This is a genomic window from Salinimicrobium profundisediminis, assembly GCF_026241755.1.
GTDB lineage: Bacteria > Bacteroidota > Bacteroidia > Flavobacteriales > Flavobacteriaceae > Salinimicrobium > Salinimicrobium profundisediminis.
Genome location: NZ_JAPJDA010000006.1, coordinates 8,454 through 23,624, shown reverse-complemented (window position 1 = coordinate 23,624; position 15,171 = coordinate 8,454). Strand labels below are relative to the sequence as shown.

Genomic DNA, 15,171 nt, shown 5'->3' with positions numbered 1-15,171 from the left:
TCTAAAAATAAGGTTTTGACTTACATTTGCAAGCAAAGCAAAATTTAGATATTAGTTTCTCAATTAAAGCAAATATTGGAATTTGGAGCTTGAAATGAGTAAAATTGAGTTATCATATTAACATATAGATGTTTCATTTAGTCAAAGCCTATTTCCGTTTTCTTCTCCGCTCCACCAATCAACATGGAGTGCATTCGCCTTTTGTTTATGGGCTGGTGACCCGCTGTTTTTATGACCGAAGAAAATACTCTTCTTATGCGCTGCTGAAGCAATACAGAAGATCTTTGCTGAAGGACAAAAGAGCAATTAAAGTAAAAGATTTTGGTGCCGGAAGTAAAGTTTTTACTTCTGAAGTCCGTAAGCTGTCAAAAATGGCAAAAACGGCAGGCATTTCTCCCAAACGCGCCCGACTCCTTAATCGGCTGGTTAGGTATTTAGAGGCAGAAACAGCCCTGGAGCTTGGAACTTCCCTTGGGCTGGGCACAGCGGCAATGGCAGCCGGGAATAAAATAAAGGTCACTACTATTGAAGGTTGCCCCCAAACAGCTAAAATTGCTTCGGAAAATTTTCAAAGATTCGGATTAGAGAATATTGAGCTGAAGGTTGGGGAATTTGAGAAATATTTAATGGTCAGGGTTCAGGGATCAGAGGTCAGAGGACAGAGGACAACGGACGGGGGGATTCAGGATTTAAAATTCAAAATTCAAGATTCAGAGAGTTACTCAATCGATAACAAGACATCCTTCGCTGAAGCTTCAGAGGACAGGCAACAGGGAATTGGGAACATGCGACCAAAGACTCTTAACTCTGAACTCATCATAACTCATAACTTCGATTTACTATTCATCGACGGCAACCATCAAAAAGAAGCCACACTATCCTATTTTGAGAAACTACTCCCAACGGTGCATAACGATTCTGTAATGATCTTTGATGATATTCACTGGTCAAAAGGTATGGAAGAAGCCTGGGAAGAGATAAAAGCCCACCCAAAAGTGAAGGTTTCTATAGATACTTTTCAATGGGGCCTCGTATTTTTCAGAAGAGAACAGGAAAAGGAACATTTCGTGATTCGTGTCTGATAAGTTTGCAGTACGCAGTATTTAGTAGGCAGTGAACAAAAAAGCTGATAGCATTTTTGTCATTTCTCCTAGTATAAAATTTCTTACTTCTAAACATTTCTCTTCAGGTAAGATTTTTTGGAGTCCTCCTTTTAGGCCGGGGCAAAGAAGCGCAAAAAAGATTACCTGTTCCTGATTGAGGAATTTCAAAATTACTACTTCCCACTGCGCATTACCTCCTAAAAATATGACGCTCCGCTGGAGCTCATTAAATCGACTTAATTAACATCCTATAGATATTACGCTCCTCCGGGGAGCTTAATTATGCACTTATCCTCTCCCTGTCCTCTTCAAAAGAGTGGGAGAATTCTTAAATAGTTCCACTCTTTTAGGAAGAGTCAAAGGTGTGGGATGACAAACAAATCTTCAAATCCCCACATCTTCAAATCTTCAAATCTTCCTCTTGCTTATTGATAATTGTAACAAACTCTCCTAACTTGCGTCTAACTTTTGAATTCACATTAGCTTATGAGCAGCGTAATCAAAATAAGGCAAATTACCAGGGATTTTCACCTGGGACAGGAAGTTGTAAAAGTTCTAAAAGGTATCGATCTCGATATTGAAAAAGGAGAATATGTAGCTTTTATGGGTCCTTCGGGATCGGGAAAGTCTACCCTTATGAATCTCCTTGGGTGTCTTGACACCCCAACTTCGGGCCAGTATATCCTCAACGGTAAGGATGTGAGCCAAATGAGTGATGATGAGCTGGCAGAGATCAGAAATAAAGAAATAGGATTTGTCTTTCAAACCTTCAACCTTCTTCCCCGCACCACGGCTTTAGAAAATGTGGCACTCCCCATGATCTATGCCGGAGCTACAAAAAGTCAGAGAAAAGAGCGCGCCGAAAAAGTACTTGCCGATGTTGGCCTGGCCGACCGGATGGACCATAAACCCAACCAGCTTTCAGGAGGACAACGCCAAAGAGTTGCTGTGGGTAGAGCCCTGGTGAATAATCCGTCAATAATCCTTGCCGATGAGCCTACAGGGAACCTCGATTCAAAAACTTCCGTAGAGATCATGAATCTCTTTGATGACATACACGCTTCAGGAAACACCGTAATCCTGGTTACTCACGAAGAAGATATCGCCCGTCACGCCCATCGCATTATCCGACTTCGGGACGGAATGATCGAAAGTGACGAACGCAAAAAAGTTCTTAGTGGTCAGTAATCAGTTGGCAGAAAAATGTTTTAAGACAAAACAATTTTTAAGCAGTAACTTCTTCATTAAGAAAAAACCTCTGAACTCGAATTAGCTAACCCTCAACCAACAAAAATGTCATTTTTAGATAGCGACACGATTCTCTATATCATCATTATTGTGGTTTTTCTAGCCTTCTTCTTATGGAATGGCAATCGCACAAAAAAGAACCGGGAGCTTAAAAAGAACAGGAATTTCAGAAACCGGTACAACGAGCGAAAAAGAAATAAATTCTGCAGGTATTGAATTAACACTTTATAAGTACAGGATAATCAGATGATTTATTAAATTATCTTCTGAAATCTTTGTGCGCCATGAATGACTTCTGGAATAACGAACTATTCTTGTACCTGGCCCTTTTATGTGTTTGCGTCGCCTTTTTATTATGGATAAGAAGCCGTAAACGCAGGAAAAAAGAGCTGGAATGGAGGCGTTCTTTAGGCAAAAACTTTCAGAAGAAATTCAGGAGACAAAAAACAGGCAAAGTACAGGATTCTTCAGCAGGGAAGAAATGACCATGTAAAAGCCTCATTTATAATATTTCCACCTGACTTCTAAACTAAGATGATCTCCGGAAAATACCTCCCAAAAATGGCATTTTTGGAACCTCTTCAGAAAATAACTTCCGAACTTTAACTTCCTACAATCCCATTTTAAAACCCCTCTTTATTTTCTTACTTTAGGCGCCCTTTCCAACAGGAAGTTCTTAAAAACATAAAAATGAAGATTTATACTAAAACCGGCGACAAGGGAACAACCGCTCTTTTTGGCGGTACACGGGTTCCAAAACACCATATTCGCATTGATAGCTACGGCACGGTAGATGAGCTCAATTCACACCTGGGCCTTATGCGCGACCAGCAGGTAGATGAGCACAGCCGCGAGATCGTTGTAAAGATACAGGACCGTTTGTTCACCCTGGGTGCTATTCTTGCCACCGATCCTGAAAAGGCAGTCCTCAAAAATGGCAAAGAACGCCTCAATATCCCTAAGATCTCTACGGAAGATATTGAACTTCTTGAACAGGAAATTGACAGGATGAATGAAGCGTTGCCGCCCATGACACACTTTATACTCCCAGGGGGGCATCAAACCGTGTCAGTTTGTCACGTAGCCCGCTGTGTGTGCCGCAGGGCCGAGCGTCTTGCCACCGCGCTTTATGAAATTGAACCTTTTGAGGAGCAGGTGCTGCAGTATCTTAACCGCCTAAGTGACTATCTTTTTGTGCTGGCACGAAAGTTGTCTCATGACTTACAGGTGAAAGAAGTTAAATGGATTCCACAAAAGAATTCCTAAAATTGATTTCAACCAGTTTCTCTGCAGAAGTCCTCTATTTTTAAAGGAATTACAGTAGATACCACGTTCTTAAAATTAGTGATAAAAAGATGAATTTTTTCTTGACTTTCTCGTCAAAAAAATTATTTTTGCAAAAATTTAAACCGATTAACCGATGTATTGGACATTAGAATTAGCATCCTATCTTAGCGATGCACCATGGCCCGCCACAAAAGATGAGTTAATTGATTACGCCATCAGGACGGGTGCTCCCCTGGAGGTTGTCGAAAACCTACAGGCGATTGAAGATGAAGGGGATTCCTATGATTCAATAGAGGAAATCTGGCCAGATTACCCTACAGATGAGGATTACCTCTGGAATGAAGATGAATATTAAAAGCACACCACAATAAAAGCAGAAAAAAGTCTCAGATTTGAGGCTTTTTTTTTGCTTAACTTTGAAATATTAAATACCACAAAAACATATGAGTTTTTTAGATACCGTATTGAAAGTTTTTGTCGGCGACAAGTCTAAAAAAGACATTAAGGAAATTCAGCCTATAGTCAACAAGATACTCGCTCTCGAAAAAGAATTTGAAGCTCTTAGCCTGGATGAACTGCGCGAAAAGACAGTTACTTTCAAAACAAGGATCAAAGATGCACTTAAGGAGGTGAATGAACAAATTGCCAACCTTAATACTGAAGCCGATGCATCTGAAGACATTACCCGCAAAGAAGATATCTACGCCGAAATAGACGCCTTAAAAGAAAAGTCTTACGAAATTTCTGAAGGTGTACTTAACGAGATTCTCCCCGAGGCCTTTGCCACTGTAAAGGAAACTGCCAAACGATTTAAAGACAATCCACAGCTTAAGGTCACAGCATCAGCTTATGATCGTGAACTTTCTGCAGAAAAAGATTATGTCAATCTCGATGGCGATTATGCCGTGTGGAATAACTCGTGGGATGCAGCCGGGAAACCTATTACCTGGGATATGGTGCACTACGATGTACAGCTTATAGGCGGGGTTGCCATGCACCAGGGGAAAATCGCCGAGATGCAAACCGGGGAAGGTAAAACCCTTGTGGCAACGCTCCCCATGTACCTAAATGCCCTTACCGGCAACGGAGTTCACCTGGTAACGGTGAACGATTACCTGGCCAAGCGTGACAGCGCCTGGATGGCACCACTTTTCCAGTTTCACGGGCTTACAATTGATTGTATAGATTATCACAGGCCCAATTCGGCAGCACGTAGAAAAGCCTATAACGCCGACATCACCTACGGAACAAATAATGAATTTGGTTTCGATTACCTGCGTGATAATATGTCGCATTCTCCCGATGATCTTGTACAGCGCCCCCACAACTACGCGATTGTAGATGAGGTAGATTCGGTGTTGGTGGATGATGCCAGAACCCCATTGATCATTTCAGGACCAATTCCTAAAGGAGATATTCACGAATTCGATCAGTTAAAGCCTGCTGTTGCCAATATTGTTGAAGTACAGCGAAAATACCTTACCGGGGTTCTTGCTGAAGCTAAAAAATTAATCGCCGCAGGAGATACTGAAGAAGGTGGGTTAAAATTGCTTCGCGTGTACCGCGGACTTCCAAAGAATAAAGCGCTCATTAAATATTTGAGTGAAGAAGGTGTTAAGGCCTTACTTCAAAAAACAGAGAACAAGTACATGGCCGACAACAACCGGGAAATGCCGAAGGTTGACGCCGAACTGTACTTTGTGATCGAAGAGAAAAACAACCAGATTGATCTTACCGATAAAGGAATCGAATTCCTTTCTGGGAAAGATGATCCCGACTTCTTCGTAATGCCCGAAATTGGGATGGAGATCGCCAAAATCGAAAAAGAAGGCCTTTCCAAAGAACAAGAAGCCGAGAAAAAAGAAGACCTTTTCCGTGATTATAGCGTGAAAAGCGAGCGTATTCACACCATGCGCCAGCTCCTTAAAGCTTACACCCTGTTTGAAAAAGACACAGAATATGTGGTAATGGACAATAAGGTGAAGATCGTAGATGAGCAAACCGGGCGTATCATGGAAGGCCGCCGTTACAGCGATGGGCTCCACCAGGCAATTGAAGCCAAGGAGAGTGTAAAGATCGAAGATGCAACGCAAACTTTTGCTACAGTTACGCTTCAGAATTACTTCAGGATGTACAGTAAACTTTCTGGTATGACCGGTACTGCCGTGACCGAAGCCGGAGAATTCTGGGAGATCTACAAACTTGATGTGGTAGAAATTCCTACCAACCGCCCTATTGCCCGGCAGGATAAAGAAGACCTTGTTTACAAAACAAAACGTGAAAAATACAATGCTGTAATTGATCACGTGACCGATCTTTCAAGGGCCGGGAGACCTGTACTTATTGGTACAACTTCCGTAGAAATTTCAGAATTACTTAGTAGAATGCTTACGCTTCGAAAAGTTCCTCACAACGTATTAAACGCAAAACTCCATAAAAAAGAGGCCGATATTGTTGCCGAAGCCGGTAACAGCGGCGTAGTGACCATTGCCACCAACATGGCTGGTCGTGGTACCGATATCAAGCTTTCTCCTGAAGTAAAAAAAGCAGGGGGTCTTGCAATTGTAGGTACAGAGCGCCACGATTCGAGACGTGTTGACAGGCAGCTTAGAGGTCGTGCCGGTCGTCAGGGAGATCCAGGTAGTTCACAGTTCTACGTGTCTCTTGAAGATAATTTGATGCGCCTTTTTGGTTCAGAGAAAATTGCGAAGTTGATGGACCGAATGGGTCTCGAAGAAGGAGAAGTGATTCAACATTCCATGATCTCAAAATCTATTGAGCGCGCCCAGAAGAAGGTAGAAGAAAACAACTTTGGTGTACGTAAGCGTCTGTTAGAATATGATGATGTGATGAACGCACAACGCGAGGTGGTTTACAAGCGCCGTTACCATGCCCTTTTTGGGGACCGTTTACGCGTGGATATCGCTAATATGATCTATGATACTTCGGAAAATATTGCCGAAACCAACAAAATGGCGAGCGATTTCAAGAACTTTGAATTCGAGTTGATCCGTTATTTCTCCATGAGCTCTCCTATTACTGAAGAAGAGTTTGACAAAATGGACTTCCAGAAGATCGCACAGGTGATCTATAAAGCTGCTTATGAGCATTACCGCAATAAAATGAAGAGCAGTGCCGAAGCTGCCTACCCGGTGATCAAGCAGGTGTGGGAAGATAAGGGCAATAACTTTGAAAGAATTGCAGTTCCCTTTACCGACGGGGTGAAAACCCTGCAGGTGGTGACGAATCTGGAAAAAGCTTATGAAACTGAAGGAAAGCAATTAATCACCGATTTCGAAAAGAACATAAGTTTAGCCATTATTGATGATGCGTGGAAGACCCACCTTCGCAAAATGGATGAGCTTAAGCAGAGCGTTCAGCTGGCGGTGCACGAGCAAAAAGATCCGCTTTTGATCTATAAGTTTGAAGCCTTTGAGCTGTTCAAGGTAATGCTTGACCAGGTGAATAAAGATGTGATCTCCTTCCTTTTCAAAGGGGAACTTCCGGCACCAAACCCCGAGCAGATCCGCGAAGCGAGACAGACCCGAAGGAAAGAAAATGTGGAGACCTCAAAAGAAGAGATCCCTAATATGGACGAGAGAGCTGCACAGAGCAGGGCCGCAGGCCAAACTCAGCAGCGCCGCCCGCAGGTGACCGAAACCATTACCCGCGAACGTCCTAAAATTGGTCGCAACGATAAGATAACCATCAAGAACGTAATGACCGGTGAGAACAAGAGCATGAAGTTCAAACAGGCTATCCCGTTATTAGACAAAGGAGACTGGGTACTTGTTGATGAATAGGCAGTAATCAGTCGTCCGCTGACTCTAAATATTACATATTTCTCCCCTTTCTGAGGGGAGATGCCCGAAAGACAGAGGGATAAAGCCTGAAAAGCAAAATTGCTTTTCGGGCTTTATCTTTTTATTCTGCTTTATTTATTCCAATTTTCATTAAGTTTAAAGAACCAACTAAACTACAATGAGAAAATACCTTTTTGAAATCAAGTGGGCGATCATCTTTTCTGTGGCTATGATACTCTGGATGCTGGGAGAAAAACTCTTTGGCCTGCACGACGAATACATTGCAGAACATTCATTTTACACCAGCTTTTTTGCCATAGTAGCTATTGGTATTTACCTGCTCGCCCTCTACGATAAAAGGAAAAATTATTATAACGGGGTTATGAACTGGCAGGAAGGCTTTAAATCGGGAGCTTTTTTAACCCTTGGTATCGTGATCTTCTCCCCTTTTGTACAACTCCTAATAATTGAAGTGATCACGCCCGACTACTTCAGTCATATCACCGAATATTCTGTGGAAGCAGGAGAAATGACTCCGGAAGAAGCCGAAGCCTATTTCAACCCTCAAAACTACATTATTCAAAGTATGGTGTGGGCGGCAATAACCGGTTTGATCACAGCTGCTATTGTTGCGCTCATGTTGCGGCGAAAAGTACCAAATCCGCATCAGGTTAAAGGCACTACCCCATACAGGTAGATAAACAGGAAGATTGCAAAATCCTTCCGCAGGAAAATTATTAAAAGGACTGTAAGTAGATTCTTTTATTTCTTCTGAAAAAATTTTTAGAAGGGGTCTTAAAAATGCCATTTTTGAGCCCCCTTTTTAACAGGACATTGGCAGGAAAAAATTCAGCTGCTGCTTAACTTCATGGAACAACCCTAAAAAAGTATCCAATGAAAATTGAAGACAACGAGAAGAAGATCAAACTGGCCGAAGACCAGGGCAAGGCATATTCTGCAGCGCTGGACTATATGAAGGAAATGGATAACCATGCCGAAAAAGAGGTAGATGATTATATTATTAGCCTTGCTTCAGAAGAAGCCGAAGGCACCTACCAGCTGCAAGACGGGAAATTAAAATGGAATACGCCCGAAGAAGGCTTTAACACGCATCTTGAAATCGTGGTGCGAGATAAACACGATAAACGTTTTATTCCCGGCCTAAAAATCCGCGGTAAAGTACTTGATGACCAGGGAAAGGAGATCATAGAAACAGATTTTCCATTTTTATGGCATCCGTTCCTGTTGCATTACGGCGCATTCTTTAAAATTCCGAAGGAGGGAAAATATAACGTTCAGCTTGAAATCCCGGCTCCCGAATTCCACAGACATGATGAGATCAAAGGCAAGCGATTTGAAAAGGATGTACAGGTAGAGATCGAAATTGAAATGGAAACCGGCAGAGAACCTCATGGTCCCGAATAACCTCTAGATTTAATTCCCATGCAGGAAAAACAACTTCATTCCGGCAAGAAAAATCTCTTTTTCAACAAAGATTATATTTCCGAATTTGTTTACGGCGGTATTGACGGTGCTATTACCACTTTTGCCGTAGTCGCCGGGGCCGAAGGAGCAGATTTGGGAATTCAGGTTGTGGTAATTCTGGGAATGGCCAATCTTATTGCTGATGGCTTTTCTATGAGCGTGGGAAATTTCTTTTCAACAAAGACCGAAAGAGACACTTTTGAGCGCCATAAACAAATAGAATACTGGGAAGTAGAAAATCTTCGGGAAAAGGAAATACAGGAAATACGTGAAATTTATGCTGCAAAGGGCTTTAAAGGCGAACTGCTCGAGCAAGTAGTTGAAGTAATTACGGCCGATAAAGAGGTGTGGGTAGACACCATGATGAAAGAGGAACTGGAAATGGTGAAAAGTGATAAAACCCCTTACAAAACTGCAGGCATGACCTTTTTTAGCTTTGTAATAGTAGGGTCGGTCCCACTTCTTTCATATTTCTTTGCAGGCAGAGGGCCTGCCATTGATGAAGAACTCTTTCCCTTTTCCTGCATCCTCACAGCAGTAGCCCTTGCTATAATTGGTAGTTTAAAGAGTATTGTGACCGAAAAGAACCTCTTTTTTGGCATTTTAGAGACCCTCTTTCTGGGAGGAATAGCTGCTTTTCTAGCCTATTTTGTAGGAGATGTGCTTGAGAAAATGTTTGTAAACTTCTAATTGTTTTCTAAGACTTTAAATTCTTAACAACTCATTTTTTATTCTTAAATTTTACTGAATATTCTATTAAAAATCAGCTATTTAACAATAGATTGGCAGATCATAATCTGTTTCTGTAGTTATCTTCGAACATATAAAATTGACAACTATGGAAGATCGTTACTCTAAATTTAAGAAGTTGAACTGGCTGCTTACAGAGAGTTTTGAAGCAGAGCGTATATACTACAACGCAAGTGAAGATGTACAGCAAGTGGAGCTGAAGCGATTTTTCAACCACGAGACTGTAAACAGGAATCGCTTTAGCTACGAAATTTCGGAACAACTGGTACAGGCGGGCATAGAACCTGCAAGAGATTGGGTGCAAAAAGGAAATCTTGATCGTGACTGGCGGGAAGAGAGAAAAGCCCTTGTAAAAGCCAAACCTTTAAAACTTCTGAAAAAATGTCGAAAAAAGGATCAGGAAAACCTGGAAATTTATAATGAATTACTGGAAAAGAAAGCTTTACCAAAAGAGATCCTCAAGCTTCTGAAAAAACAAAAAGAAACCATTGAAAATGCTGTGGAGAAATGCCAGAAGTATGAATCTGGTGAAGAAGCTTTAGACCCTTCCAACCAGCCACGAGTCCGCAAACTGAAGGCGGTATAAACTAACTTTCCGGTATATTTCTAAATGAGGTCGGGATATAAAATGTGAGCTTCCGGTGGAAAATCGCTATCTTTAATCTATGCAAAGTACGTTTAGAAAAGGTCTCGCCGGACTATTTGTAGTCCTGGGGGTTGTAATGCTTATCTACATAATTTATAAAAATAACACCAAGTCTTATAGTCCTGAAGATACTGTAGAATATAACAGTGGCGATCTACACCTTGAAGTCTTTTACAACAGACCTTATAAAAAAGACAGGGAAATCTTTGGCGGCCTTGTACCATACAACGAAGTGTGGCGAACAGGAGCAAACGAAGCTACCACCTTTACAACTTCAAAAGATATTCTCGTAGATGGTTCGCCGCTTCCCGCCGGCACCTACACCCTATGGACGATCCCGATGGAAGATTCGTGGAAGGTTATTTTTAATTCTGAAATGTACCCCTGGGGTATTACGGCAGACAAGCTTCCGTCACGTGTTGCAGATTATGATGTGCTTACCATTGAAGTTCCTGTTCGAAAGCTGAAAAACCCCGTAGAACAATTCACCATAAATTTTGAAAACCAGCGCGAATTCATCAATTTAAATCTGGCATGGGATCAAACCCTCATACGTGTTCCAATAAGAAATCCGGAGACACTGCAACGAGTAAGAGCTTTCTAAAATGGCATTTTTGAGAGGTGATTTTGTTAGATCTCGAGGCTTTGGAAAAAACATTAATTCTCCTTTCAAATCAACATCTTTACTCTACTAAGCACGATTCATTAAAGCACTTACTTTATCTTCAGCAGTAAGTTAGGATTAGGACAGTTATTCAGGAAGAAGTCCAGCTCTTTTTTGTTGGCTACACCGGGATAGTCCCCTGCTTTTCCCTGCAAATCAAGAATTATCTGAAAATGTAGATGGGCGGCGTAATTGCCATTTTCAGAAGCGTCACCTAAAGCAGCGATTTGCTCTCCCTGCCTCACTGCCAGGCCCACTGCTAATCCTTCTAAAGATTTCTTTTGAAGATGGCCATAAAGGGTGTAAAAGTGCTTTCCTTCAGCCTCATGTTCAAGAATGATCGTAGGGCCGTAATCCCCAAAGTTGTCGTTATTCCGGAAGCTGTGGATCTTCCCATCGAGCACCGCCAGGACTGCAGTACCCGCCGGAGCCCAAATATCAACTCCAATATGTCTGTTCCTTATTAATTCCTCATCTTCAGCCGAAGAAAACAATTTGCTGCGCTTGTAAAGTCCGCGGTGTTCGTTATAGCCGCCCCAGGCTACTTTTCCACCTTTCTTCCGAAGAAATGTTTCTATATACTGCTGGAAAGCTTCCGGGGAATCTAATTGCTCTTGTGTCAATTCAGCATTATTAACCGAAAGATCGACGTGCTGATAATCTTCCAAAGAAAAACCGGCATCAATTACAGGTGTAAATCCTGTAGTGAGGCCGGTTAGAAAATGAGCATCTGGCATGATGTTTTTTGCCAAAAATAAATTACTTCAGCACAACATCACTAAATTTTGCAAAGATATTTATCGCTGCTCCCGCATTCTGGCTTCCATTGTAGCCCTTCAGTTTTTGATTATCGTAGGAGTTACTTGAAGTCAGATTGAGTCCTTTAGGGTATTTCACTGCGCTATTGGTTCCATTGTATGTAAAGTTAAAAGCACTTTCGGGCAGGTCGAGGATAAGGTCTGAATTCTCCAAAGTAACGTCCAGACTTTTAAACTTAGGAGACACTTTGTCGATCTTAAGCTCTCCAAAAGTTCCTGAGAGAATTCCTGTCTCCCCCAATTCTTTAAGGTAAACACTACTGGAATTGGAATCGAGCTTCAGGCTCTCGGCTTTTTCAATTTTAAGATCCTGCACATAAGCGGCATTGAGAACGCCATACTTCCAGCTCTTGATCATCACAGGAGTATACGCAACTCTAAAATTGGTATTTTCCCCTGCTATTTCTGCAGCATTGAACTTTGAATGTGAAACCTCTCCTCTTAGATTGTTTGTGGTGCCGGCAAGCTTTACCTCCCCGTGGCGCACCTTTAGTTTAAGCTGTCCAGACCTCGGAATTTTAACCTTCAGCACTTTTTTAGCCATGTTATGGTCTTTGAGCACAATAACATTTGCCCCTGATTTAGGATTTTGATTGCGAGCTTCTTTTTCAATATTGGCAGCCCAGGCTTCCATTTCCTTTCCAAAACTTTCACCCCACTTTTCCATATCTTTTTCGAAGGTCTTTCCCCAGGCTTCCATCTCCTTCTCAAAGTCTTCGCCCCAGGCCTCCATTCTCATTTCATGCTTTTTCCAGAGCACAGAATCCTTTTCAAACTTTTGGGCCCATTCTTCCATGGCTTTTTCAAAGTCTTTCCCAAAATTCTTTTCCATCTGTTTCTCGAACTTCTCCATATATTTCTCGCCATCTTTTTGGTACTGTTCGTAGTCAAAATTGATATTCCCCACACTCGCATAAAATTCTGGCGGCAGTGGCGGGTTTGTCGCGAGGCTCTCGAGCATTGGTCCCATCATTTCGGTGAGGGGCGCTATCATTTCGGGTAATTTTGCAAGTGGTGCCTGCAGGGCAGCCATATTAAAATCTCCCGGGCCGCCTGGCGTAGCTTCAGAATGTATCCTTACTTCTGAAGCCGATCCATCTACATCAAGCCTCCAGCTTTGCAGCATCTTGTTCTGGTCCTCACTGCCACCTTCGAGAAAGGCCGAAACCTGCACTTCGTTCCTGTCCCAATACTCCACGTCAATATGCGTGTGGCGGGCGTTAATATTAACGGTTACATCCTTATTCGTCTTAAACGTTTTATTTAGTTTACTCGTTTGCGCCAGGCCAGCGGTTGCACAAAGCAGCGCAATAATTGCTGTTTTAAGCTTTGTAGTTTTCATTTCCCTGTATTTTTGATTGATTGACATCTTTAATTTTATTCTTCAGTTTGTACAATAGCTCCAGCCTAAGCTGCAGGTTGGAGATCAAAGCCTCAACACTGCTTTCGGTAAGGCCGGTTTCACTAATTTCGGCATTCAACTTTTTGTATTCCTGGTCAAGACCTGCCAGTTGTGTCATAAAAGAATCTACTAATGCCTTATTTGATTCATTCACATCCAGTTTTGCAAGCTCAATATTGAGGCTTGCCAGGTAGAAATTCTCAATCTTCCTGAACTCGGGAGATTCATCGCTAAGCTGATATTCTTTGGTTACCTCGATTTCCTCTTCCTTTTCCTGTTCAACCTCTGCGGGAGCATCGGTGATCTCATTTCCGCTAAAAGTTCCTTTATTATTAAGGAAGAAGAAGCCTACACCCAGTGCTACGACCAGCACGGCAGCTATTTTGAGGAAAAAGAAACTCCTGTTAGAAGATTTTTCCTGTTTATTCTCCGGAAAATGCTCTTCCAGCCTCGCTTCAAATCTATTACGATGTCCTCTTGGGGGTTGAGAAGGCAACGACTTGTCTTCCTGCAACATCTTTCTAATATCCTGTGCCATATCTTTTCTCTTTTAATTCGTCCTGTAATTTTTTCTTTCCGCGGTGAACAAGGGTCCTGGAAGCAACCTGCGAAATGTCGAGTATTTCTGCAATTTCCTGATGGTCATAACCCTCCAGCAGATACAACATCAACGGGTATCTGTATTTTTCGGGCAATTGCTGCATCGTCTCCTTCACCTCTTCAATACCTACCCCGTCCTCAACATTCCAGTTCTCTTCCTCTTCAACCGTTCCCAACACCTGTTCATTGATCGCAACCATCTCCAGCTTTCGGGCTTTTAATTTATCGAGACATTTATTTATCACGATCCGTTTAAGCCAGGCCCCAAACGATACCTCGCCTGTAAATTGTGCCAGTTTTTGAAAAGCCTTTATAAAAGCTTCCTGCATGGCATCTTCAGCTTCAAACGGATCATTTACGAACCTCAGGGCCACATAGTACATGCCGTCGCAATACTTATTGTAGAGCTTGAGCTGGGCTCTGCGGTCATTTTGTTTGCAAGCCTCTATTAATTGATGTTGTATCAAAATAACTTCAGTTTGGTTGGGTTTCACTTTAAAGACGACAGGAAACAAGTCGCGTTGCAAAATTTATCACTAAATGTAGATTTTTTTCTTAATACCTGCGGAAGAGTGGCGGGTTGCGAGTTGCGGGTTGTGAGTTGCGGGTTGTGAGTTGCGGGTTGCGGGTTGCAGGTTGCGGGTTGCAGGTTGCGGGTTGCAGGTTGCGAGTTGCGAGTTGCGAGTTGCGGGTTACGAGTTGCGGGTTGCAAGAGGTGCTGAAAATGGCATTTTTAGAAGGTAATACTGCGGAAGAGGTTCGGGTTGAAAATTTTTCCAGTTGCAGGTTGCGGGTTGCGGGTTGGACGTTTCGGGTTGCGGGTTTAGACCGGTTGCAAGTTCCTTGTTGTTATTTCGAAGGAGCTTTTTTCACGACTGAAGGATCTCTTCTGGAATGGAAAAATGTCGGTTGTAAAAAGGTCAGGAAGAGGTGCTGAAAATGGCATTTTTGGAAGGTAATACTTCGGAAGTGTTGCGGGTTACGGGGTACGGGTTTAGCCCGGTTGCAAGTTGCTGATGTCATTTCGAAGGAGCTTTTTTAAGACTGCGAAATTTCTTCTGAAATGGGAAATTGTCAGTTGCGAAGAGGTCAGAAAGAGGTGCTGAAAATGGCATTTTTGGAAGATAATACTGCGGAAGAGGTTCGGGTTGCAAGTTGCGGGTTTACCCTGTTGCATGTTGCAGGTTACATGTTTTGTCCTGCTACAGGTTTCTGTTGTCATTTCGAAGGAGCTTTTTTAAGACTGAGAAATTCCTTCTGACATGGGAAATTGTCAGTTGCAAAAAGATCAGAAAGAGGTGCTGAAAATGGCATTTTTGGAAGATAATACTGCGGAAGAGGTTCGGGTTGCAAGTTGCGGGTTTA

The 15,171-nt window shown here is 42.4% G+C and carries 15 protein-coding genes; 11 read left to right on the top strand and 4 right to left on the bottom strand.

The features are described from left to right. The first annotated feature begins 128 nt into the window (after positions 1–128). From OQ279_RS04720 to OQ279_RS04670, 11 genes are all read left to right on the top strand, one after another. On the top strand, positions 129–1,082 hold the full coding sequence (locus tag OQ279_RS04720; protein ID WP_266068676.1) for an O-methyltransferase: 954 nt from the start codon (positions 129–131) through the stop codon (positions 1,080–1,082). A gap of 507 nt (positions 1,083–1,589) precedes the next feature. Next, positions 1,590–2,291: an ABC transporter ATP-binding protein gene (locus OQ279_RS04715; protein ID WP_266068675.1), complete on the top strand. Its 702-nt coding sequence runs from the start codon at positions 1,590–1,592 to the stop codon at positions 2,289–2,291. A gap of 105 nt (positions 2,292–2,396) precedes the next feature. Next, on the top strand, positions 2,397–2,567 hold the full coding sequence (locus OQ279_RS04710; RefSeq protein ID WP_266068674.1) for a hypothetical protein: 171 nt from the start codon (positions 2,397–2,399) through the stop codon (positions 2,565–2,567). Positions 2,568–3,041: 474 nt separating this feature from the next. Then, the gene (locus OQ279_RS04705) at positions 3,042–3,617 is read left to right on the top strand and encodes a cob(I)yrinic acid a,c-diamide adenosyltransferase (RefSeq protein WP_266068673.1); all 576 of its coding nucleotides are present in this window, start codon (positions 3,042–3,044) and stop codon (positions 3,615–3,617) included. A 154-nt stretch (positions 3,618–3,771) separates the two neighbouring features. Beyond that, entirely contained in the window at positions 3,772–3,993 is a 222-nt protein-coding gene (locus OQ279_RS04700) for a DUF2795 domain-containing protein (RefSeq protein ID WP_008272287.1), read from the top strand. 88 nt (positions 3,994–4,081) lie between these two features. Beyond that, positions 4,082–7,441 (top strand): preprotein translocase subunit SecA, encoded by a 3,360-nt coding sequence (gene secA, locus OQ279_RS04695; RefSeq protein WP_266068670.1) that lies wholly within the window; start codon positions 4,082–4,084, stop codon positions 7,439–7,441. Positions 7,442–7,619: 178 nt separating this feature from the next. Further along, the gene (locus OQ279_RS04690) at positions 7,620–8,138 is read left to right on the top strand and encodes a DUF4199 domain-containing protein (protein WP_266068669.1); all 519 of its coding nucleotides are present in this window, start codon (positions 7,620–7,622) and stop codon (positions 8,136–8,138) included. 197 nt (positions 8,139–8,335) lie between these two features. Continuing rightward, on the top strand, positions 8,336–8,866 hold the full coding sequence (locus OQ279_RS04685; RefSeq protein ID WP_266068668.1) for an iron transporter: 531 nt from the start codon (positions 8,336–8,338) through the stop codon (positions 8,864–8,866). 18 nt (positions 8,867–8,884) lie between these two features. Beyond that, the gene (locus tag OQ279_RS04680; protein WP_266068667.1) at positions 8,885–9,616 is read left to right on the top strand and encodes a VIT1/CCC1 transporter family protein; all 732 of its coding nucleotides are present in this window, start codon (positions 8,885–8,887) and stop codon (positions 9,614–9,616) included. Between the two features lie 148 nt (positions 9,617–9,764). Next, positions 9,765–10,262, top strand: coding sequence for a DUF2383 domain-containing protein (locus tag OQ279_RS04675; RefSeq protein WP_266068666.1), 498 nt, complete (start codon positions 9,765–9,767; stop codon positions 10,260–10,262). A gap of 79 nt (positions 10,263–10,341) precedes the next feature. Continuing rightward, positions 10,342–10,926 carry a DUF2911 domain-containing protein gene (locus OQ279_RS04670; protein WP_266068665.1) on the top strand — a complete coding sequence of 195 codons (585 nt, stop codon included), beginning with the start codon at positions 10,342–10,344 and terminating at the stop codon, positions 10,924–10,926. A 110-nt stretch (positions 10,927–11,036) separates the two neighbouring features. On the opposite strand, the gene OQ279_RS04665 is transcribed toward OQ279_RS04670, so the two are convergent. From OQ279_RS04665 to OQ279_RS04650, 4 genes are read right to left on the bottom strand one after another with little or no spacing between them, the layout of a single operon-like run. Beyond that, positions 11,037–11,738, bottom strand: coding sequence for a peptidoglycan DD-metalloendopeptidase family protein (locus tag OQ279_RS04665; RefSeq protein ID WP_266068664.1), 702 nt, complete (start codon positions 11,736–11,738; stop codon positions 11,037–11,039). 7 nt (positions 11,739–11,745) lie between these two features. Continuing rightward, positions 11,746–13,146 (bottom strand): YggN family protein, encoded by a 1,401-nt coding sequence (locus OQ279_RS04660; protein WP_266068663.1) that lies wholly within the window; start codon positions 13,144–13,146, stop codon positions 11,746–11,748. Next, on the bottom strand, positions 13,127–13,744 hold the full coding sequence (locus tag OQ279_RS04655; protein WP_266068662.1) for a hypothetical protein: 618 nt from the start codon (positions 13,742–13,744) through the stop codon (positions 13,127–13,129). Before OQ279_RS04655 ends, OQ279_RS04660 begins: the two co-directional genes overlap by 20 nt. Further along, a complete protein-coding gene (locus tag OQ279_RS04650) occupies positions 13,728–14,273 on the bottom strand; it encodes an RNA polymerase sigma factor (RefSeq protein WP_266068661.1) in 546 nt (181 codons plus the stop codon). The genes OQ279_RS04655 and OQ279_RS04650 overlap by 17 nt, the downstream gene beginning before the upstream one ends. Between the last annotated feature and the right edge of the window lie 898 nt (positions 14,274–15,171).